At 66.9% G+C, this 20,613-nt stretch carries 19 protein-coding genes and 1 pseudogene; 13 read left to right on the top strand and 7 right to left on the bottom strand.

Features of this window, described 5'->3' with window-relative positions; translation table 11 throughout:
• Positions 1–65: 65 nt before the first annotated feature.
• A complete protein-coding gene (locus C451_RS07475; protein WP_007739353.1) occupies positions 66–1,328 on the top strand; it encodes a tRNA(Ile)(2)-agmatinylcytidine synthase in 1,263 nt (420 codons plus the stop codon).
• A gap of 38 nt (positions 1,329–1,366) precedes the next feature.
• Complete coding sequence (locus tag C451_RS07470) at positions 1,367–2,137, top strand: sugar phosphate isomerase/epimerase family protein (protein WP_007739352.1); 771 nt, start codon at positions 1,367–1,369, stop codon at positions 2,135–2,137.
• Between the two features lies 1 nt (position 2,138).
• On the opposite strand, the gene C451_RS07465 is transcribed toward C451_RS07470, so the two are convergent.
• Together C451_RS07465 and citZ are read right to left on the bottom strand one after the other, a co-directional pair.
• Positions 2,139–3,245: a pyridoxal-phosphate dependent enzyme gene (locus tag C451_RS07465; protein ID WP_007739350.1), complete on the bottom strand. Its 1,107-nt coding sequence runs from the start codon at positions 3,243–3,245 to the stop codon at positions 2,139–2,141.
• Between the two features lie 340 nt (positions 3,246–3,585).
• Positions 3,586–4,734, bottom strand: coding sequence for a citrate synthase (gene citZ / locus C451_RS07460; RefSeq protein WP_007739349.1), 1,149 nt, complete (start codon positions 4,732–4,734; stop codon positions 3,586–3,588).
• Positions 4,735–4,815: 81 nt separating this feature from the next.
• Here citZ and C451_RS07455 point away from each other — a divergent pair, with 81 nt between their 5' ends.
• The gene (locus tag C451_RS07455) at positions 4,816–6,057 is read left to right on the top strand and encodes a potassium channel family protein (RefSeq protein ID WP_007739348.1); all 1,242 of its coding nucleotides are present in this window, start codon (positions 4,816–4,818) and stop codon (positions 6,055–6,057) included.
• Positions 6,058–6,077: 20 nt separating this feature from the next.
• Here the strand turns inward: C451_RS07455 and C451_RS07450 are convergent, their stop codons facing one another.
• On the bottom strand, positions 6,078–6,485 hold the full coding sequence (locus C451_RS07450; protein ID WP_007739347.1) for a hypothetical protein: 408 nt from the start codon (positions 6,483–6,485) through the stop codon (positions 6,078–6,080).
• Between the two features lie 100 nt (positions 6,486–6,585).
• Positions 6,586–6,861, bottom strand: coding sequence for a DUF7536 family protein (locus tag C451_RS07445; RefSeq protein WP_007739346.1), 276 nt, complete (start codon positions 6,859–6,861; stop codon positions 6,586–6,588).
• Positions 6,862–6,949: 88 nt separating this feature from the next.
• Here C451_RS07445 and C451_RS07440 point away from each other — a divergent pair, with 88 nt between their 5' ends.
• The 3 genes from C451_RS07440 (at position 6,950) to C451_RS22890 (ending at position 9,672) form a co-directional block, all read left to right on the top strand.
• Complete coding sequence (locus C451_RS07440) at positions 6,950–7,906, top strand: succinylglutamate desuccinylase/aspartoacylase family protein (protein WP_007739345.1); 957 nt, start codon at positions 6,950–6,952, stop codon at positions 7,904–7,906.
• A 116-nt stretch (positions 7,907–8,022) separates the two neighbouring features.
• Positions 8,023–9,456: an MATE family efflux transporter gene (locus C451_RS07435; protein ID WP_007739343.1), complete on the top strand. Its 1,434-nt coding sequence runs from the start codon at positions 8,023–8,025 to the stop codon at positions 9,454–9,456.
• 57 nt (positions 9,457–9,513) lie between these two features.
• Positions 9,514–9,672 (top strand): hypothetical protein, encoded by a 159-nt coding sequence (locus C451_RS22890; protein WP_162832749.1) that lies wholly within the window; start codon positions 9,514–9,516, stop codon positions 9,670–9,672.
• 11 nt (positions 9,673–9,683) lie between these two features.
• Here the strand turns inward: C451_RS22890 and dpsA are convergent, their stop codons facing one another.
• Complete coding sequence (gene dpsA, locus C451_RS07430; RefSeq protein ID WP_007739341.1) at positions 9,684–10,241, bottom strand: DNA starvation/stationary phase protection protein DpsA; 558 nt, start codon at positions 10,239–10,241, stop codon at positions 9,684–9,686.
• A gap of 223 nt (positions 10,242–10,464) precedes the next feature.
• Here dpsA and C451_RS07425 point away from each other — a divergent pair, with 223 nt between their 5' ends.
• The 4 genes and pseudogenes from C451_RS07425 to C451_RS07410 all read left to right on the top strand — a co-directional run bounded on the left by C451_RS07425 (position 10,465) and on the right by C451_RS07410 (position 15,608).
• Positions 10,465–11,676, top strand: a complete 1,212-nt coding sequence (locus tag C451_RS07425) for an ABC transporter substrate-binding protein (RefSeq protein WP_007739334.1) — start codon at positions 10,465–10,467, stop codon at positions 11,674–11,676.
• A 121-nt stretch (positions 11,677–11,797) separates the two neighbouring features.
• Positions 11,798–12,688, top strand: coding sequence for an ABC transporter ATP-binding protein (locus C451_RS07420; protein ID WP_007739332.1), 891 nt, complete (start codon positions 11,798–11,800; stop codon positions 12,686–12,688).
• Positions 12,689–12,736: 48 nt separating this feature from the next.
• Positions 12,737–14,370, top strand: a pseudogene (locus C451_RS24390) (thiamine pyrophosphate-binding protein).
• Positions 14,367–15,608 (top strand): CaiB/BaiF CoA transferase family protein, encoded by a 1,242-nt coding sequence (locus tag C451_RS07410; RefSeq protein ID WP_007739327.1) that lies wholly within the window; start codon positions 14,367–14,369, stop codon positions 15,606–15,608. Before C451_RS24390 ends, C451_RS07410 begins: the two are co-directional and overlap by 4 nt.
• Here the strand turns inward: C451_RS07410 and C451_RS07405 are convergent, their stop codons facing one another.
• Positions 15,609–16,439 (bottom strand): CPBP family intramembrane glutamic endopeptidase, encoded by an 831-nt coding sequence (locus C451_RS07405; protein WP_007739325.1) that lies wholly within the window; start codon positions 16,437–16,439, stop codon positions 15,609–15,611.
• A 1-nt stretch (position 16,440) separates the two neighbouring features.
• A complete protein-coding gene (gene lonB, locus C451_RS07400; RefSeq protein WP_007739324.1) occupies positions 16,441–18,480 on the bottom strand; it encodes an ATP-dependent protease LonB in 2,040 nt (679 codons plus the stop codon).
• 168 nt (positions 18,481–18,648) lie between these two features.
• Between lonB and C451_RS07395 the strand changes: the two genes are divergently transcribed.
• From C451_RS07395 to C451_RS07385, 3 genes are read left to right on the top strand one after another with little or no spacing between them, the layout of a single operon-like run.
• Complete coding sequence (locus C451_RS07395) at positions 18,649–19,203, top strand: nicotinamide-nucleotide adenylyltransferase (RefSeq protein WP_049913036.1); 555 nt, start codon at positions 18,649–18,651, stop codon at positions 19,201–19,203.
• Position 19,204: 1 nt separating this feature from the next.
• A complete protein-coding gene (locus tag C451_RS07390) occupies positions 19,205–19,969 on the top strand; it encodes an SAM hydrolase/SAM-dependent halogenase family protein (RefSeq protein WP_007739322.1) in 765 nt (254 codons plus the stop codon).
• Entirely contained in the window at positions 19,969–20,577 is a 609-nt protein-coding gene (locus tag C451_RS07385) for a trimeric intracellular cation channel family protein (protein ID WP_007739321.1), read from the top strand. The genes C451_RS07390 and C451_RS07385 overlap by 1 nt, the downstream gene beginning before the upstream one ends.
• The last annotated feature ends 36 nt before the right edge of the window (positions 20,578–20,613 follow it).

Raw genomic sequence — 20,613 nt, 5'->3', positions numbered from 1 at the left:
GGCAAAAGAGTTATATATGAAATGTGAGCCGGAACGCCGTTGAGCGCCGGCGTCCCAGAACCGGTGTGACGCTCATCGGGCTCGACGACAGCGATTCGCGCGAGCGAGGGATGTGTACGACGTATCTCGCCGTGCGGGTCGCCGCGGCGGTGCGCGCGGCCGGGGGGACGGTCGAGCGACTGGTGCTCGTCAGACTGAACCCCGCCGTCGAGCACAAGACGCGCGGTAACGCCGCGCTCTGTGTGCACTGCGATCTCGCTGCCGACGAAGCTCTCTCGATCGCTCGTGAGGCGGTCGATGCGTTCGCGGCGACCGACGATCCGCGGACGAACCCCGGGATCGTGGTCGCCCCGGGCGAGACGGCCCCGGAGCCCGTGGTGGCGTTCTCACGCCAGGCGGTTCGCGAGCATCTCGCGCTCGACGACGCCGAGGCGCGGATCGATGCCGCTGGCTATCGCCACGCGGAGTGGGGCAACGCGCGTGGTCTCATCGGTGCGCTCGCGGCGGTCGGCGCGTGGCAGGCGTTCGACGACCCGACCTACGAGCACATCAGCTATCGGGAAGCAGATCGGCGCGGCACGCCCCGTGACGTCGATCACGACTCGCTGTTCGCGGCCGCCGACTGGGGCTACCCGGACGCGTGGGATACGGTCGATCACGGCGAGAACGCGATGGTCTGTGTCCCGCACGCGCCCGGCCCGATCCTTCACGGGGTGCGTGGCGACGATCCCGAGATCGTGCGCGCCGTCGCGGAGCGTATCGAGAGCGAACCGATTGAGCGAGCGGCTTTGTTCGTCACTAACCAGGGTACCGACGCGCACCTGCGTGACGGAACGATCGAGGCCAGTGAGGACGGTCGATCGTATCGCCTCGACGGTCGGGTGGCGACGTCGCCCGAAACGCGTCGGGGTGGCCACGTCTTCTTCGAACTCGAAGACGGGAGCACGACGCTCGCCTGTGCGGCCTTCGAGCCGACGAAACGATTCCGTGATCGAGTGCGCGCGCTCCGGGTCGGCGACGCGCTCACCGTCTGTGGCGAGATCTCCGAGGGGACTTTCAAACTCGAGAAGTTCGCCGTCCGCGATCTCGTGACGACCGAACTCGTGGTCCCGACCTGTCCCGATTGCGGGCGCTCGATGGAGAGCGCGGGCCGCGGGCAGGGCTATCGCTGTCGACGGTGTGGGACGGGCTCGCCGGGGAAAGTCGAGGAATCGGTCGAGCGCGATCTCGAAGATGGATGGTACGAAGTGCCGCCCTGTGCGCGCCGCCATATCGCCAAACCGCTGGTACGTGGCGGGTTCGACGCGCCGATCCATCCCGAGCGCTGACGCCGCGGATTCAAGCGTTCGCGTCCCCGAGCGCGTGCATGGGAATTCGACGCGGGTTCGTCACGCAGGTCGGGATGGAGTACGGGGACGCGTTCGCACGCGCCGACGCGTTCGGCCTGGATTTCGTCGAACTGATGATGGACGGGCGACACGTGCGAAACCATCTTGACGCCGAGGCGGTCCGGGAGAGCGCCGTCGAGAACGGGATCGATCTCGCGGTACATCTCCCGTTCGCGCTCGATATCGCCTCGCCGTTCGAGCACGTCCGCGAGGGCGCGCTGCGCGAACTCCTGGCGGCGATCGAGACGGCCGCCGACTGCGGCGCGGAGAAGGGCGTCGTCCACGCGAGCACGTCGGCCTGGTCGCCCGCGTGGGAACACGACGAGCTCCGCGAGCAGCTGCTCGATTCGGTGCGCGAACTCGACGAGTTTGCGGGCGAACACGGGTTCGAGGTCTGCGTCGAGAACATCCCTGGCGAGTTCTTCCCTGCCGAACGGTTCCCGCGTTTGTTCGACGCGACCGGCGCGAGCATGACCCTCGACACCGGTCACGCGCGGATGAACGGACTGGATTCGACGGACATGGCCGACTTCCTCGACAGCCATCGCGATCGCGTCACCCATCTCCATCTGAACGATACCCGTCGAGCCAGCGACGAACACCTCCCGTTCGGTGCCGGCACGCTCGATTTCGGGACGATCCTCGACCCCCTTCGAGACGACTGGACCGGTACGCTCTCGATCGAGGCGTTCACGCTCGACTGGGGCTATATGGAGACCAGTGTCGAACGGCTCGACGCGCTGCTCTGAGTCAGTTCTTCGCCCGCCCGGTCAGCGGCACTACCACGTCGGCATCCGTGTCGAGCACCCCGCGCTCGCGGTATTTTCGGAGCGCGGCGGGTGCGACGGCGCTCGTCGGCTCGACGGGAAAGCCCGCTTCGTGGAGGCGTTCGTGTTCGCGATCGGTCGCCGCGCCGTCGATCGCGATCGCGTCGCCGTTCGTTTCCGTGATGGCCGCCTCGATTTCGTCGGTACGGACCGGTTCACGGATGTGGATACCGTCGGCGCGGTCGTTGTCGTCCTCCGAACCCTCGACGAACGGCGCGTAGCCGGCAGCCTGAGCGGCGAGCAGCCGTGGCGGGTCGTCGATCCAGCCGGCGTCGGCGAGCGCGCGAAAGCCGCGGGAGAGGCCGAGGAACAGCGTGCCGTGGCCGAGCGGGCAGACGACGGCCTCGGGGGCGTGCCAGTCGCGCTGGGCGGCGATCTCGAAGGCGATGGTGCTGGTGCCAACGTAGAACGACGGTCGCCACGCGTGGCTCGCGTACCAGCCCGCGCCCGTCTCGACGGCGTCGATGGCCGCCTCTGTCACGTCTCCTCTCGACCCCTCGACGCGGACGACATCGGCCCCCGTGCGCTCGATCGCGCGGAGTTTCGCGGCGGTCGCGTCGGCCGGCACGTAGATCTCGCTTTCGAGGCCAGCGCGGGCGGCGTAGGTCGCGATCGCAGTCCCGGCGTTGCCCGACGAGTCCTCGACGAGTCGCTCGGCCCCGCAGGCGAGCGCTCGCGAGACCGTCAGCGCCGCGCCGCGGTCCTTGAAACTCCCGGTGGGTGAGACGGATTCGAGCTTGAACGCGCAGTTCCAGTAGGGTGCTTCACCGGAGTCCGTTCGGCTCTTCGAGAGACTCCGTCCCTCGCTGTCGACGAGCGGTGTCCAGCCCGCGCCGAGCGTGACGCGGCGCTCGATCGGGAGAAACTCGTCGAACGTCCAGAGACCCTCGCGGGTGTCGAGGGTGGTCGGTGCAGGCGACGGACCCTCGGGCAGCGGTCGATCGACGAAATCGAGGGGCTGCCCGCACGCACACCGCCAGCGGTCGGCATAGCGAGCGCCGCAGGCAACACACTGGAGATCAGGTGACATACCGCTCGAACGCGCGTCGTGAACCAGTACCTGACGGTCCAGCCCGGTGGTTTCGCGCCGCTTGCGGCGCGGCTGCGGTGCGGTTGCGGTGGCGGTGCCTGGTGGATGAAGGGCGAACGAGCGACCGGCGGGAGCGAGTGAGGGCTTCTGTGGTGCTGTGCGGTTTGCGGGGGCAGTCGATGTCCGCGCGAGCGGAGCGAGCGCGGTTCACTGCGAACGAGCCACAGGCGAGTGAGCAGGAGTTTTTAGTCCAGGTTTTTGGATGGGGGTTGAGCGTGAGCGAACGTAGTGAGCGAGCGCGATGCCCCCGTCTAAAAAAGTGGAAATGAAGTGGGGGTGTTTACCGTTCGTCGATCGGGACGAACTCGCGGTTCTCGGGGCCGACGTAGCGTGCGCGCGGGCGGATGAGGCGATTGTCCTCCTGGTATTCGAGGACGTGGCCGACCCAGCCGCCGACGCGGCTCATCGCGAAGATCGGGGTGTACATGTCGAGATCGATGCCGAGCTGGTAGTACACAGTACCGGAGTAGAAGTCGACGTTGGGTGCGAGCCCTTTCTCGGGGAAGTTCTCTTCCTCGGTGAGATACTCCTCGATCGTGGCGGCGTAGTCGTACCACTTCTTCTCGCCGGAGCTCTCGCCGAGGTCTTTCGATTTCTCGGTGAGGATCTCCGCGCGCGGGTCCTTGACGTTGTAGACGCGGTGGCCCCAGCCGGGGATCCGGCGGTCGTTGTCGATGGCGTCGCGGATCCAGTCGGTGGGGTCCTTCTCGCTCTCGTCGAGTTCGAGCAGGGTTTCCATCACGTCCTGATTCGCGCCGCCGTGGAGCGAGCCCGCGAGCGCGCTGACGCCGCCGGTCACAGCACTATACGTGTCGGCGAGCGTGCTGGCGATGACCATCCCGGTGAAGGTCGATGCGTTGAGTCCGTGATCGGCGTGGAGGATGAGCGCCATGTCGAAGGTCTCGGCGGCCACGTCGTCGGGCTCCTCGCCGTCGAGCATGTAGAGGAAGTTCGCGGCGTAGCCGAGGTCCTCGCGGGGTTCGACGGGCTCCTGACCGTTGCGCAGGCGGTCGTAGGCCGCGAGCACGGTGGGCACTTTCGCGGCGATGCGGCGGCCTTTCCGGAGGGAGGCGTCGAGATCGTCGGGATCGTTCTCTTCGGCGTCGCTCGCCGAGAGCATCGAGACCGCGGTTCGGAGCGCGGCCATCGGACGTTCGTCGGCGGTAGCGAGACCGTCGAGCGTCGTGATGACCGACTCGTCGATCGCGCGTTCGGCGGCGAGTTCGTCGGCGAACTCGTCGAGCGCGTCGCGGTCGGGGAGTTCGCCGCGCCAGAGCAAGTAGAGGACCTCCTCGTAGCTCGCCTCGCGCGCCAGGTCCTTGATGTCGTAGCCGCGATAGGCGAGCAGCCCGGCATCACCGTCGATATAGCTGAGCGATGATTCGGCAACGAGCACATCGTCGAGGCCCTTCTGGAGGTCGTCGGCCATGTCTCTGCTTCCCTACCTTCCGGGAAAAGCATTACCGTTGCGCCACGGCAAGCTTTTGATCGGCCCGGTCGAACGCGATGTATGTCACGGGAGGTCGGCTACGAGCCACGGAGCGTCAAGCGGCTCCTCGCGGAGATGAAGGACATCGCCGAGCTCATGATCGACCTCTCGTACTCGGCGGTGCTGCTCGACAGCCGGGAGGTCGCCGCCGAGGTACTCGAACTCGAATCCGAGATGGACGTCCTCCAGCTCAAGACACGGATGAGTCTGCTGATGGCCGCCCGCAGCCCCGACGATGCCGAGGCGCTCGCGCCGGTCGTGGGGATCGTCGGCGCGACCGAGAAGGTGAGCGACGCGACCGGCGACATCGCCAAGGTCGTCTTGGAGGAGATCGGTCTGCCAGAGGCGATCCGCGGGGCGCTGCCCGACGCCGTCGAGACGATCGTCCGCGCGCGGGTCGCTCCCGACGCGCGCTTCGCCGGGAAAACTCTCGGCGAGCTCAATCTCGAGAGCGAGACGGGCGTGCGGGCGATCGCGCTCCGGCGGGCCGGCGAGTGGGTGCTCAATCCCGATCTTGAGACCACTCTGGAGGCCGACGATGTCGTACTCTTTCGCGGGCCGGAGGAAGCGCTGGAGGGCGTCTATCAGAGCGCTACTGGGGAGGCCTACACGCCGCCTGAGCCGCCCGACCCGACCATCTCGGATCTCGAACGCGCGACCGATTCGGTGGTGTTGATGAAGAACATGAGTGAACTCGCCGTCGATCTGGGCTACGGTGCGGTGCTGTTCGACAGTACGAACCTCGCCGACGAGGTGGTCGACCTGGAGGCCGAGGTCGACGCGCTCCAGTCGCGCTTCGAAGCCTGGACGCTCCGTGCGGCGAGCCGGGTCGACGATCCCGTCTCGCTGCGCGGGCTCGTCCATCTCGCACGCAGCACTGAGGTCATCTCCGATGCGGCCGTCGAGATCAGTGAAGGCGTCCTCAGAGGGCTCGGCTCGCATCCGGTCATCGCCGAGGCCGTCGGCGAATCGGACGAGGTGATCATCCGGCTGACCGTCGGCCGCGACAGCGATCTCGACGGCGCGACCCTCGGCGGGCGGATGGTCAAGACCGAGACGGGGATGCGCGTCATCGCGGTCCGGCGAGCGGGGCGGACGGACGTCACCGACGAGTCCGTCACGACCGAGACGGTGACGCGCGATCACGACGAGTGGGAGATCTCGCCCGGTCCCGAGACCGAACTCCGTGCGGGCAACGTGTTGCTCGCGAAGGGACCGCGAACGGCCGCCGAGCGACTCGGCGCGCTCGCCGGGGAGCAGTGAACGAGGATACTGATCGACGCTCAATCAGCGCCGTCGTACGGTCCGAACGCAGCCGGACGGTACACCGTTCCGACACCAATCAGTAGCATAAACAGTCCGGAGGCCAAGGCGACGACGTCGTACGGTTCGACGGCCTGTTCGAGGACGGAAACAGCTGGCGACCAGAGAAGCGCGACGCCGAGTAGCAGCTGTGCAGCGGTGACGAACTGTCGCTCCCGTATTCGTCGTGCTCCGACGCTGAAATGGATTTCCAGTCCGGAGAGAAAAAACAGGAGTGCAGCCAGAACGAACAGGAGAAGCTCGAACTGTTCGCCTGTCGTCAGCGGGTCGAACAGAACGTACAGCGCTCCGGTGGCGACGAGTAGCAACAGCCCGACGCCGAAGTTCCAGTACCGCCACCAGTGGGGCATCGACCGATGTTGATCCATCGACTGCACTCCGTCGAGACGGCCAATAACTATTGGGCTGGTGATATCTGGCAGATCGATTTGGCGATTCCGTGATCGTGTGGGCTGTGTTCGACTACAGTTACGATTCGCGGGCGAGGCGGTAGGCCGAAACGAGCGTCAGGCCGACAGTGACGAGTGCGGCGACCGCGAGCACGAGCGTCAGCGCCAGCGAGAGGAAGAGCAGCGGCGAGCCGCGCGTGTCGACCGACGGGCCGGCGATCTCGAAGACACGGTAGGCGTAGGCGAGCACCGCGACGACCACGCCGCTGGCGAGCCCGATCTTCGCGTTCCGGGCGACCGACAGCGCCGCAATGAACTGTGCGGTCGGTGGTCGCTCGGGGGCGTTGCTCGACACGCCTCGACTATCGCCGGCATCGACAAATCCGCGTCGGTTCGGTTCGCATATCGAACGGCTCAAGTCGGTCGGCGAGTCCCATCAACCAATGACGAGCCTCGGAACTGCGAGCGCCGCTCCCGGCGAGGTCGACACCGGGCGACTGCCGATCGGCGAGACGCGTGACGGCGCTCGGGCGGGGCTGCCCGTCTGTGTTATCAACGGCGATGAGGCGGGCAAGACGCTCTACATCCAGGCCGCGAGCGACGGCGACGAGCTCAACGGCGTCGGCGTCGTCCGCGAACTCGTCCCCCAGCTCGATCCCACGGAGCTGTCGGGCACGATCCTCGTCGTCGGCATCGTCAACGTCTACGGCTTCCGCGTGGCCGAGCACCGCAACCCGATCGACGACACGAAGATGAACCGGGCCTACCCCGGCGACGAGCACGGCACTTCTTCCGAGCGCATCGCCGCGGCCACCTTCGAGGCCGTCCAGCGCGCGGATCTCGCGCTCGATCTCCATCAGGGCTCGACCAGTCGGATGATCCACGAGACGCGCGTCCGCTGTGGCCCGCGCCACCATCTCCACGACGAGTGTCTCTCGCTCGCGAAGACGTTCGACTGCGGGCACGTCCTCGACCAGAAGGGGCCAGACGGCCAGCTCGCCCGCGCCGCTCCCGACGAAGGGATCCCCACGATCGACCCCGAACTCGGCGGCGCTGTCGGGCTCGATCCCGAGAGCATCGACACGGGTGTCGAGGGCGTCATGAACGTCCTCACCGCCTACGGCTTCCTCGACGGCGAGGTCACGAACGGCGAGCAGACGCGCGCGACCGGCTTCGAGCAGTACGGCGCGCCCGCCGGCGGACTCGTCGATTTCGAGCTCGATCTCGGCGACTCGGTGGAGCAGGGCGATCGTATCTTCCGCGTGACCGACGCCTTCGGGCGCGTGAAAGCCGAGACGACCGCCGACGTCGACGGCGTGTTCTGGCGTACCCGCCGCCTGCCGCAGGTCGCCACCGGCGAGTACGTCTGCTCGGTCGGGACGGACGTCGACACCGTCTGAGGCTGGGATCCCATGACCGGATGGCTGTGCTGTGCTCGCGGTGATCGGGTCGGCGAAGCCAGTCGCTCCTGCCGAGGACGGAACCCATTTCATCCCGCCACACCGATCTCGAAAGAGTGCAGCGGCTCCCGAATCCGGTTCGACTCGTCGTCTACTGGGTCGGACTCGCGCTCGTTCGCGCCGGCCTGATCGAACGCGAGCGTGCCCGCCGAGCGACGACGCTCGCGTGGCCACGTATCGTCACCGGACTGGCCAGGATGTCCAAGAGCGCCGCCGACGTGGCGATGGTCGGGGCGGCGATCGGGACGGGCGCGATCGCCGGCGTCGGCTTCGCTGCACCCTACTGGGGGATGGCGTTCGCGCTCGGCGGCGGGCTCGCCAGCGGCACCATCGCGCTCGTCTCACAGGCCTACGGCGCGAACAGGCCGGCGGGTCAGGCAGTCCGATCGAGCGTCGTCTGCGTGATCGTGCTGACGCTCCCGGTCGCCGTCCTCTTTCACACCTATCCGAGCGCGCTCATCGGCGTTCTCAGCGACGACCCGGACGTGGTGGCGCTCGGTGCCGACTACCTCGAAGTCGTCGCGTTCGGCGTCCCCTTCGCCGGAGTGAATCTCATCGGCAGCCGCACGCTCGTCGGCACCGACGACGCGTGGACGCCGATGGTCGTTCGCGCCGGCGGGGCCGTACTGAACATCGCGGCCAACGCGATCCTGATCTTCGGGTTCGGCTACGGCGTCGTCGGCGCGGCGATCGGCACCGTGCTCGCCAACATTGTCGTCACGACGACCTTTGCCACCGGCTTCACGACCGGCTCGGTCCCGCTGATCGGGTCGTTCCCCGTCACCGTCGCCCCGTTCGGCACGTATCTCGACGGGGCAACGATCCGGCGGCTGCTGCGCATCGGCATGCCGATGATTGGGAAGAACCTCGCGTGGCGGCTCGGCGAGTTCCCGATGCTCGCGATCGTCGATCTGTTCGGGACGGCGGTCGTCGCGGCGTTCGTCGTCGCCCAGCGCGTGCGCGATCTGCTCAACACGCCCGGCTGGGGCTTCGGCCTCGCCTCCTCCAGCCTCGTCGGCCAGGAGCTCGGTACGGGCGACGAGACGACCGCGGAGGCCTACGGCCGGGAGGTCATCCGGTTCGGCGTCGCCGTCTATCTCGTTTCGGCGATACTCGTCGCCGTCTTCGCCGACCCGATCGCGCGCGTGTTCGTCGACGACCCGACGGCAGGGACACTGCCGGTCGCCGTGACGCTCATCTACGCCACCTGCGTCGGCATCGTCTTCAAGGGGCTCTCGCGGACGGCGACCGGCCCGCTGCGCGCGAGCGGCGATACGCGCTGGCCGTTCTACGGGCAGGTGCTCGGCTACGTGGTCGCGCTGCCGCTGGCCTACGCGGGCGCGACGACGCAACTCGGCCTCGCCGGGCTGGCGCTCGCGATCGTGACGCTGATGGCCGTCCCCGCCGCGGTCAACTACTACCGGTTCTGGACCGGGAAGTGGAAGGCGATCAGCCGGGGCTACCGGCCCGCGACCCACGCCGACGACTGATCGCGAGGAATTAGGCCGACCAAAACGCTTATAGAATTAGGCCCGCCTAACACCGGTATGGCGGTTCCCTCCGAACTGACGAGCGCCGACGACACCACGACCGCTGAGAGCGATGTCTCGATCCATTCGACCTCTCTCGAACGAAGCGTCTTCATCGAGGCGGACAACGCCGATGGCTGGATCTCGACCGATACGACCGTTCCGCTCGAACGCTAAAAAATCGGGTTTTAGTGGGTCGCTTCGTCGACCACCAGCGTGTCGTCTTCGAGGTAGTGTTCGAGGTGGTGGGCGTGTTCCTCGTAGTCGTCGATGGCGTCCCTGAGGACCTCCTCGGTGGCGTAGTCGCCGAGACTGTTGGCGAGCTCGATGTGATCGCGGAACCGCTCGACGATGTCGCCGAAGATCTCCATGTCGTTGCGCAGCGAGGTACGGACGTCGTAGACGTCCTCGCCCTCGAAGTCGACGTAGCTGTGATCGGCGTGGTTCGTCGGGCCGGCGACCGGGACGCCACCGATCGCCTGCGCGCGCTCGGCGATGGCGTCGGCCTGTTCCTCGACGTCCTCGTAGGCCTCTTCGAGGAACCGGTGGAGTTCGAGGAACTCCGCACCCTCCACGTTCCAGTGGTGTTTTTTGAGCTGGTGGTAGAGCACGTACGACGCGGCGAGATCGGCGTTCAGTGCGTCGATGATCTGCTCTGCACGTTCCTCTTCGATGCGGAGTGCGGGTGACTCCTCGACGGACCCGAACTCCTGTCGGAGCTCGGAATCGGACTGTTGGAAGCTCATTACACTCCATTGTAGGTGGACAACCCACTTAACTGTTGCTGTTCGGAAAATATATTTTCGGCATCCCAAAAACCAGTTCCCAACAGAGCGAACAAACGCTGTCGAAAGTGGAGACTCCGTCGTCGATCGGGGTGGTGTCGGGTCGGTGCGGTCGCCCGTTCCAAATCGGTTCGTCGAGCATCGATCGAAACGGATAACCGTTGTTTTGGCGGACCTAAAATATATGGCCGAACGAACCGACGCGAACCCCACACGACGCGGCGTGATCAAGGGTGGTAGTGCGATGCTCGCCGGTGGCGTGCTCGCGGGCTGTACCGGCGGCGGAGCGCAGTCGGGCACGAACAACAACTCGTCGACTGACTCGACCACAGCGAACGACGACTCGTACACCGTCGGGATGGCACCGATGGGCGACGTTTCGTTCGAGGGTGCCCCCGAATCCCTGTTCGTCGTGTTCTCGCAGTACGCGGACATGGCGGTCGCGCTCGGTCACGGCGACGCCGTGAACACGATCTACAGTCCGGAGCTCGCCGGCGACGTCATGGGCTCCTACTGTGCACGCCTGGACGGCGTCTCGCCGGGCTGGAAGGACCTAACCGACCCGCTCGCCGACGGGCTGAGCAAGGAGACGCTCTACGAACTCGACAGCGACGTCCACTTCCTCGATCCGGCGTACGTCTCGACCCAGCAGAACTGGAAACGGGCCGATATCGACGAGATCGCGACCAACGTCGGCCCCTGGTTCGGGAACTTCTACAGCGGCACGCACGACGAGCCGCCGGAATCCTACCGGGAGAGCTATCAGTACTACTCGCTCTGGGACCTGTTTGGCAAGGTCGCGCGCGTGCTTCGGGAACGCGCTCGCTACCGGAAACTCGAACGGATGCATTCGAACGTGCTCTCGACGATCCGCTCGAAGCTCCCACCGAAGGAGGAGCGGCCGACCGCCGTCCGCGTCACGCTCAACGACGACAACAGCGCGTTTTACACCTACCATCTCAACCGGCCCGGCTACTGGCTGGCCGACACCCGTCCGCTCGGGGCGCGCGACGCCTTCGCCGAAAAGGACTGGTCGAGCCTCTGGGGCGAAGTCGGCTACGAAGCCATGCTCGAAGCCGATCCCGACGTGATCCTCCATCTCTGGAGCATCTCCCCACAACACGACATCGACGAAGTGCGCAAGCGCATCACGAGCAAGCCGGCAGGTCGAGAGCTCGCCGCCGTCCGCAACGACCGCGTCTATCCCGCCGGAATGCGCTACCAGGGCCCGATCATGAACCTCTTCCAGCTGGAGATGACCGCCAAACAGCTCTATCCCGAACAGTTCGGCGACTGGCCAGACTACACGAGCGGCGATCCATATCCCGAGATTCCGGCCGACGAGCAGCTGTTCGACCGGCAGCAGCTCGCAGCCGTCGTCGACGGGACCGCGTAGCCATCGCCGACCTTTTCCCGGTTCGTCGGACTTTAGGCAGGCCAAAATCGGAAGGCTTTAGGACGTTTTCGGCGTGCCTAATCGACATGTACCGACGACGGACTGCCGGTGGTGACGACTGATGGCCGATTCCAGCGAGGTCGCGCCGGACGGCGGTACGCTCGTCGCCGGCGGATCGACGATAGAGGGGAGGGAGTCGTCGGCAGACGGCCGGACCGAGCCGGACAGCGCCCTCGTCGGCGAGGAGTTGGTGCTCGGCTATCCGACCGGTGAGCCGGTCATCGACGGCGAATCGGTGTCGATCCCCGAAAACCGCGTGACGGCGCTCGTCGGCCCGAACGGATCGGGGAAGAGTACACTTCTCCAGGGCCTCGCCAACCAGCTCGATCCCGATTCGGGCGTCGTCACGCTCGACGGCCGGGAGATCCAGTCGCTCGGGACGAAGGAGCTCGCCCGCAAGCTCGGCTTGCTCTCCCAGGAGAGCAGTCTCCCGGCGAGTCTCACCGTCGAGAGCCTCGCCATGCACGGGCGCTACCCGCATCGCGGCGCGTTCGACTCGCCGACCGAGGACGACGAGGCGGCCGTCGAGCGTGCACTCTCGCTGGCGGGCGTCGACCACCTCCGCGAGCGGACCCTCGGCAGCCTCAGCGGCGGCCAGAAGCAGCTCGCGTGGATCGCGATGGCACTCGCCCAGGACACCGAGGTGCTGCTGCTCGACGAGCCGACCACCTTCCTCGATCTCCACCACCAGCTGGAGGTGATGGCGATCGTCGAGACGCTGCGAGCCGAGAGCGACGTCACGGTCGTGCTCGTCCTCCACGATCTCGATCAGGCCGCCCGCCACGCCGAGCACATGCTCGCACTCGTCGACGGCGAGATCTACGCCCATGGACCGCCGTCGGAAGTCGTCTCCGAGGGGCTCCTTCGTGACGTCTTCGGCGTTTCGGCGACCGTCGAGCAGGGCGAGCGCGGGCCGCACATCACCCCTCATCACGCGGTGCACGAGGACTGAACGGATCGCTACGGGACGCTTTTTATCCTCCGACGTGGTGGATTTATCATGCACGTCAGCACCGCCGTCGTCGAGCGACTTCGCGCGAACGGTATCGATACCGTCTTCGGCATTCCTGGCAAGCAGTCGCTCCCGCTGAACGACGGTATCGATCGTGCGGACGACATCCGCTACGTCGTCGCGCGCCACGAGACCGCCGTCAGCCAGGCGGCGTGGGGCTATGCCGAGACCAGCGGTCGGCCGGCGGCGACGATCGTCGTGCCCGGCCCGGGCGACATGAACGCGATGAACGGGCTGAAGAACGCGAAAAACGACTGTACACCCCTTCTCCACATCGCCATCGAGACCGAGCCGGAGCTCCGCGGCGGCGACGCCATCCACGAGACGCCGCCCAGAATCTACGACGAGATCGTGAAGGAGAACCTCCTCGTCGAGACTCCGGAGGCGACCGCCGCCGAGATCGAGCACGCGCTCACGATCGCGCAGACGCCACCGAAGGGACCGGTCAGGATCGGGATCCCGAAGAACTTCCTCAAACAGGACGCGGCGGTCGCATCGCCGGCCGAACACGAACCGTCGGCTCCTGCCGAACCCGACGACGTCACCGCTGCGGCCGAACTGCTCGACGAAGCCCGAAAGCCGATCGTCGTCGCTGGCGGCGGCGTCAGAACCACGGGAGCCGCCACCGAACTGAGCGCGATCGCCGAGAGCCTGTGTGCGCCGATCGTGACGACGTACAAGGGAAAGGGCGTCGTCGGTGGTGACCACCCGCTCTNGGCACGCTCTCCGGTAGCGCCAGCCCGGAGCTCGACGAGACGCTGGCCGCCGCTGACGCCGCGCTCGTCGTCGGCTCGGATCTCGACGCGGTCGCCACGAGCAACTGGTCGGCACCGCTGCCCGACGAGCTCGTCCATGTCACCCTCGACGCGAACGACATCGGTACCGGCTACAGTCCTACTGTGGGTATCGTCGCCGACGCGCGCGCGACGCTCGATGCACTATCGGCTCGTCTCGACGGAAGTACGTCGGGGTGGGATGGGACCGAAGAGGTCGCGGCGGTCAGGGATGCCTACGACGAACGCATCGCCGACCTTCTGGACGCCGAGCGCGAGCCGCCGACCTCGGTCGCCTGCCTTCGAGCAGTTCGTCGCGCGATCCCGGACGAGACGGTCGTCAGCGCCGACGCGGGCGGCTTCCGGGTGTGGGCGCTCAACGTCTTCGGCGCTGCCGGCCCGCGGCGGTACGTGAATCCGGGCTCGTGGGCGACGATGGGCACCGGATTGCCCGCCGCCATCGGCGCGCAGCTGGCGAACCCCGAGAAACCCGTGCTGGCACTCTGTGGCGACGGCGGACTGATGATGGCGGTCCACGAACTCCACACTGCCGTCGCCGAGGAGCTCCCGATCACGACGGTCGTGTTCAACAACGACGACTACGCGATCATCAGCGAGGAGGCCGAGCGAAGCTACGGGCTCGAATCGGGGGCCTACGGCTGGCCGTCGGCCGCGCTCGACTTCCCGACGATCGCCGAGGGGATGGGCATGACCGCGTTCCGGGCCGACGGCGTCGCGGACCTCGAAAACCGTGTTTCCGAGGCCATCGCGCGCGACGAACCCGTGCTGATCGAGGTCCGTACGGATCCCGACGAGCCACAGGCGAGCGCGTTCATGGAGGGAGCATGACCGGTGAAGCGCGCACGGCCGACGGCGATCGTGGGCCGCTCGACGGGCTGACGGTACTCGACGCCTCGCGCGTTCTCGCCGGCCCCTTCTGTACGATGCAGTTGGGCGACCTCGGTGCGGAAGTGATCAAGGTCGAGCGCCCCGACACCGGCGATCAGACCCGCGGCTGGCAGCCGCCCTCCTACGGCGACTCCGACGAAAGCGCCTACTACATGAGCATCAACCGGAACAAGCGCTCGATCGCGCTGAACCTCGCCTCGAAAGAGGGTCGCGAGGTGTTCCGCGAACTCGCCCGCGAGGCCGACGTGCTCGTCGAGAACTTCCGAGTGGGGAAGATGGAGGAGTGGGGGCTCGGTTACGACGACCTCCGCGAGGCGAACCCGGAACTGGTCTACTGTTCGATCACTGGCTACGGCGAGTGGGGGCCCGACAGCCACCGCCCGGCCTACGACATCATCATGCAGGCCGAAGGTGGGCTGATGAGCATCACCGGCGAGGAGGGGCGGACTCCCGTCCGCGTCGGCGTCGCCATCGCCGATATCGGCGCGGGGATGTACGCCACGCAGGGGATCCTGGCGGCGCTGCTCGAACGCGAACTCGGAGATGGGGAGGGACAGAAACTCGATATCAGCCTGTTCGACGGCCAGGTGGCCTGGATGACGTACATGGCGTCGAACTACTTCGCGACCGACGACCCGCCCACCAGGATGGGCAGCAAACACCCGACGATCGCGCCGTATCAGGCGTTCGCGACGAACGACGGCCACGTCGTGGTGGCGGTCGCCTCCGAAAACCTCTGGCCGAACTTCTGTACGGCGCTCGATCGCGAGGATCTCATCGACGACGACCGGTTCGCGACCAACGAGGACCGGGTGGCCAACCGCGAAGCACTCGATTCGCTGCTCGCCGAGGAGCTCCGGCAGTACGACACCGATGAACTGCTCACCCTATTCGACGAGCACGACGTGCCCGCGAGCGACGTCCACGACATGGCCGACGTCTTCGCCGACGAGCAGGTCGCGGCGCGCGGGATGCATCGCGAGATCGACCACCCGGCAGCCGGTACCGTCGAGATGCCCGGCAGCCCGATGCACTTCTCGGATACACCGACGACGATCCGCCAGTATCCGCCCCGCCTCGGCGAACACACCCGCGACCTCCTCCACGAGGCGGGCTACGACGCGGGAGAAATTCAGGAGTTGATCGACGCGGATGCCGTGGCTCCATTCGAGGATTGATTACCCGAGCGAACTTTCGTTGACGGCGAACTCCAGCGCGTTGATGAGATAGTGAGCAACCACCACGACGAGCAGGCTTCCGGTCACGACGAACGCACCCGCGAGCACGAAGCCGAGGCTTCCCGTGACGACCATGCCGAGCGCGCCCTGCGCCCCGTGACCGAGCGCGAACGCGAGCGACGAGAGCAGCGCCAGCAGCCACGGTGAGAGCGAGAAGCCCGTCGAGAACGCGCCGACGAGCGCCGCCCGGAAGAGGAACTCCTCGAAGACGGCGATCGTCGGCAGGACGACGCCGAGCAGCACGATCCAGCCGCCCCTCGAATCGGGCGCGAGCGACCCGCGCAGCTGCTCGGGCACCTCGATGCCGACAGCCTTCGCCGCGCGCGACCCTCCCTCGTTGGCGAGATACAGTCCGACGCCGAGCGCGACGCCGATGGCGAGTTCTCGGAGGCCACTGGTTGCCGGTGACGCACCGAGCGCTCCGAGCGGGATCCGCGTGTACCACGCGCTGCCGAGCAGGACGACGAGAAACAGTCCCTGCGAGAGCGCGACGTTCGCGAGCAGTAGCCCCGTCGACAGCGATGCGGGTTCCTGTGGTTCGCGTTTCGGACGCTCCGCTTCCGGACGCTGTTCGGCGTCCGGATGGGATTCCGCTTCCTGGTGGGGTGCTGCCTCCGGATGATGCTCTGGTTCAGCGTGTTCGGGAACACTCGCCGGCGTTTCATCCGTCGGGGCGGCCTCGTGGCTCGCCACCTGGGAAACGCGCGCGAGCGCGAGCAACAAAACGAGAACGAGGGCGGTCAGCCCCGCGAAGACCGCCCAACGGGCCACGTTACTGCGGGCTGGGGCTGCCGGTGCCCTGCTGGCCGACCTGCTGCCGGTCGAGCGCCTGGCCGGTGATCGACTTCAGGCGGTCGACCAGTCCGTCCTTCTCGCCCTCGCCGGCGAGGGCGACTTCGAGCACCTCGCTGATGTGCGAGACGGGGACGACCTCGATCTGGTCCTTGTACTCGTCCTCGATCATCACGTCCTGTTCGTTCGCCGCCGGGATGATGACCCGTTCGAGTCCGGCCTTGGCCGCGGCCTCGATCTTGTGGGTCACGCCGCCGACCGGGAGCACGTCGCCCCGGACGGAGAGCGAGCCGGTCATCGCGAGGTTCTGATCGACCGGCACGTCCTCCAGCGCGCTGATGACGGCGGCGGCCACGGTAATCGAGGCCGAGTCGCCGTCGACACCCTGCTGGCCGGTTTGCACGAACTGGATGTGGATATCCTTCTCCGAGATGTTCTCGTCGGAGAACTTCTTGATGATCGCCGAGACGTTCTGGACGGCCTCTTCGGCCATCTCCTTGAGCTGACCGGTGGCGATCACGCCACCGGGGCCCTGCGAGGGCGTGACCTCGGCCATCACGGGGAGGACGATCCCCGAGTCCTCGCCCATCACGGCGAGCCCGTTGATTCGGCCGACGACGTCGCCCTGTGCGACGGTCATCTCGTAGTCCTTGCGGCGCTCGATGAACGTATCGGCGAGCTGCTGTTCGATCGAGCGCGAGCGGTTCTTCGCCTGCAGGACGTGCTCGCGGGTGGTGAACTCGGCGTCCTCCGCACGGGCGATGTCGCCCGCCACGCGGACGAGTCCGCCGAGATCACGCATCTTGAGCGAGAGGTGCCCCTTCCGGCCCGCACGGCGCTGGGCTTCGAGGATCATCTCCTCGATGGCATCGCGCGTGAAGTGCGGGAGCCGCCCGTCCTTGTCGACCTCCTGGGCGACGAACCGGGCGTACTTGCGGCGCATCTCCGGCTCGTCCTCGATGGTGTCGTCCATGTACACCTCGTAGCCGTAGCCCTTGATCCGCGAGCGCAGCGCCGGATGCATGTTCTCCATCGCGTCGAGGTTCCCGGCGGCGACCATGACGAAGTCCGTCGGGACGGGTTCGGTCTGGACCATCGCGCCCGAGGAGCGCTCGGACTGGCCCGTAATGGAGAACTCGCCCTCCTGGATCGCCGTCATCAGCTTCTGCTGGGAGCGCACGTCGAGCGTGTTGATCTCGTCGAGGAACAGCACGCCCTTGTTGGCCTCGTGGATCGCTCCCGACTCGACGCGGTCGTGGCTCGGCGTCTCCATCCCACCCGACTGGAACGGGTCGTGGCGGACGTCGCCGAGCAGCGCGCCGGCGTGGGCACCCGTCGCGTCCTTGAACGGGGCGGTCTGGGTGTCCGAGGAGTCGATCAGGAGGTTCGGGATCATCGCGTCAGTGCTGCGCGAGCTGTACTTGAAGGCGATGTAGATGACGCCGGCGGCGAGAATACCGAGCAGCACCTGCCCGGCGATCAGCAGCGAGTAGCCCAGCACGATGGCGATGATGATCCACATCAGGAACTGGCGCATCTGGTTGCGCTTCTGGGCCTCCTCCTTGTGCGCCTCGATGATCTGTTTGCCCTTCCCGCCCGGCACGGTTCGGACCTTCGGCGCGTTGCCATCGTCGGGGTTGTGATAGACCAGAACGTCCTGGAGATCCTCCTTGGGCAGGAGCTGGCTCATCGCTTTAGCCAGCATCGACTTGCCCGTCCCGGGCGTCCCGATCATCATGACGTGGCGGCGCTGCTTGGCCGCCTTCATCACGACGTCACGGGCGTGATCCTGTCCGATGACCTGATCGACGAGTCGGTCGGGGATCTCGATGTCGGCGGTCGATTCGATGTCGAGCCCCCCGAGCAGGTCGTCCTCTTGCCCCTCGATGATGGCCTCGTCGTCGACGTCGCTGCCGAGTTTCTCCCCTGACGGCACGGTCGTCTCGGCTCCCGACTCCGAGTCCGAGTCGATCTCCGACTCGGTCGGGAACGCGTCGTCGGTGTCGGTGTCGTTGCTCATGTGACTGTCTCTAACAGTAGAAACGAGGGCACGTTTACTGATATACTTTCTCCCCTCGAACGTCGTGCACACGCTGTCGAAACCGCCCCTGTGAGTGCGTTTCTGGCACGATTCGCCGTTCACGGACGACCGGCCGGTTTTATATACGTGTGGGGCGGGAGTGTGGATATGACGCGGGGGTTCTACATCGGTCGCTTCCAGCCCTACCACGACGGCCACCACCACATGGTCGAACGCATCGCCGACGAGGTCGACGAGCTCGTCCTCGGTATCGGCAGCGCCGACGACTCACACACGCGCCACAACCCGTTCACCGCCGGCGAGCGCATCATGATGATCACCAAGTCGCTCGAAGACGCCGATCTCGTCATCTATCCGGTGCCGATCGAGGATCTCGATCGCAACGCCGTCTGGGTCTCCCACGTTCGGAGCATGTCGCCGGCGTTCGACGTCGCCTACTCGAACAACCCGCTCGTCGTCCAGTTGTTCTCGGAGGCCGGCGTCGAGGTGCGCCAGTCGCCGATGTTCGAGCGCGAGAAGCTCGAAGGCACCGAGATCCGCGAGCGCATGATCGACGACGAGGGCTGGGAGGAGCTCGTCCCGAGCGCCGTCGTCGACGTCGTCACCGAGATCGACGGCATCGAGCGCCTCCAGCGGGTGAGCGACACCGACGGCGCGGCCGACAACCGTCCGCACCGCTCGAACACCGCCGATCCCGAATAGCATGCTCACGCTGAGCTCCGACTTCGGCACACCCTACCCGGCGGCGATGAAGGGCGTGCTCCTCTCGAACACCGATGCCCGACTGGTCGACGTCAGCCACGAGTTCCCCAGACAGGACGTCCGCACGGCGGCGTTCTGGCTGCGCGAGCTACTTCCCTATTTCCCGCCCGCCGTCCACCTCGTCGTGGTCGATCCGGGCGTCGGCACCGACCGCGCGGCGCTCGTCGTGCGTGCGGGCGACCACGCCCTCGTGGGGCCGGACAACGGCGTTCTCGTCCCCGCAGCTCGCCGACTCGCCGACGGCAACGACATCGAGGCGTTCGTGATCGCCGACGACGAGGCCGAGAGCTCGACGTTCCACGGCCGGGACGTGTTCGCGCCGGCAGCCGCCGCCGTCCACGAGGCGGGCATCGACAGTGTCGAGAGTCTCGATCGCTGCACGCCGGCGGACGGGATCGAGGAGCTCTCCTTTCCCGAACCGACACACCGCAACGACGCGATCGCGGGCGAAGTGCTCGTCGTCGACGGGTTCGGCAACGCCATCACGAACGTTCCCGGCGAGGCGCTCGACGGCTCCTTCGGCGACAGTATCACCGTCAACGACGAGGGGGCACCGGTCGAACGGTCGTACGCCCACGTCGCATCGGGCGAGCGCCTCGTCACTGTCGGCAGCCACGAGAACGTCGAACTCGCGGTCAATCGTGGCCGTGGCGAGCGGGCGTTCGACGTCGCGGTGGGCGATCCGGTCGTGCTGACGGACGTCTGATGGTCGATGCCTTCGGCGCGATGAACGCGATCGGCCTCGTGGCGTTCGCGCTCGCCGGCTCGCTCAAGGGTGCCGACGCCGATCTCGATCTGTTCGGCATCGCTGTTCTCGGCATGCTCACGGCGCTCGGCGGCGGCATTCTCCGCGACACGCTCGTCGGCCGCGTCCCGGTCGCACTGCGGACGACCGGCGACGTCGCCATCGCCCTCGCTGGCGTCGCACTCGCGCTCGTGCTCGCACGACTGCTCGGCAGTCGCCTCCGGACCCACGCGGTGGTCCAGCTCCCCGATGCCGTCGGGCTCGCGGCGTTCGCGGCCACCGGCGCGCTCGTCGGCGTTCGAGCGGCACTCTCGCCGTTCGGCGTCGTCGTTCTCGCGACGCTCACCGGCGTCGGCGGCGGCAGCATCGCCGATCTGCTGCTCGGTCGGGTGCCGAGCGTGCTCCACGAGGACTTCTACGCGACACCGGCGGTGATCGGCGGAGTTGCGTTCTGGCTCACAGTGCGGGCGGGTGTCGCGTCCGGTCGGGCGGCGCTCGGCTGTGCAGTCGTCGTGCTCGGCCTTCGCCTGCTGGCGCTGCGATACGACTGGCGGCTTCCGACGATCTGAGGACCGTCGACGGACGTGCGACGCGCTGGTCGTCGC

It is taken from the genome of Halococcus thailandensis JCM 13552 (assembly GCF_000336715.1).
In the GTDB taxonomy this organism is placed as follows: Archaea; Halobacteriota; Halobacteria; order Halobacteriales; family Halococcaceae; genus Halococcus; species Halococcus thailandensis.
This window is presented reverse-complemented; position numbering and strand designations above follow the sequence as displayed.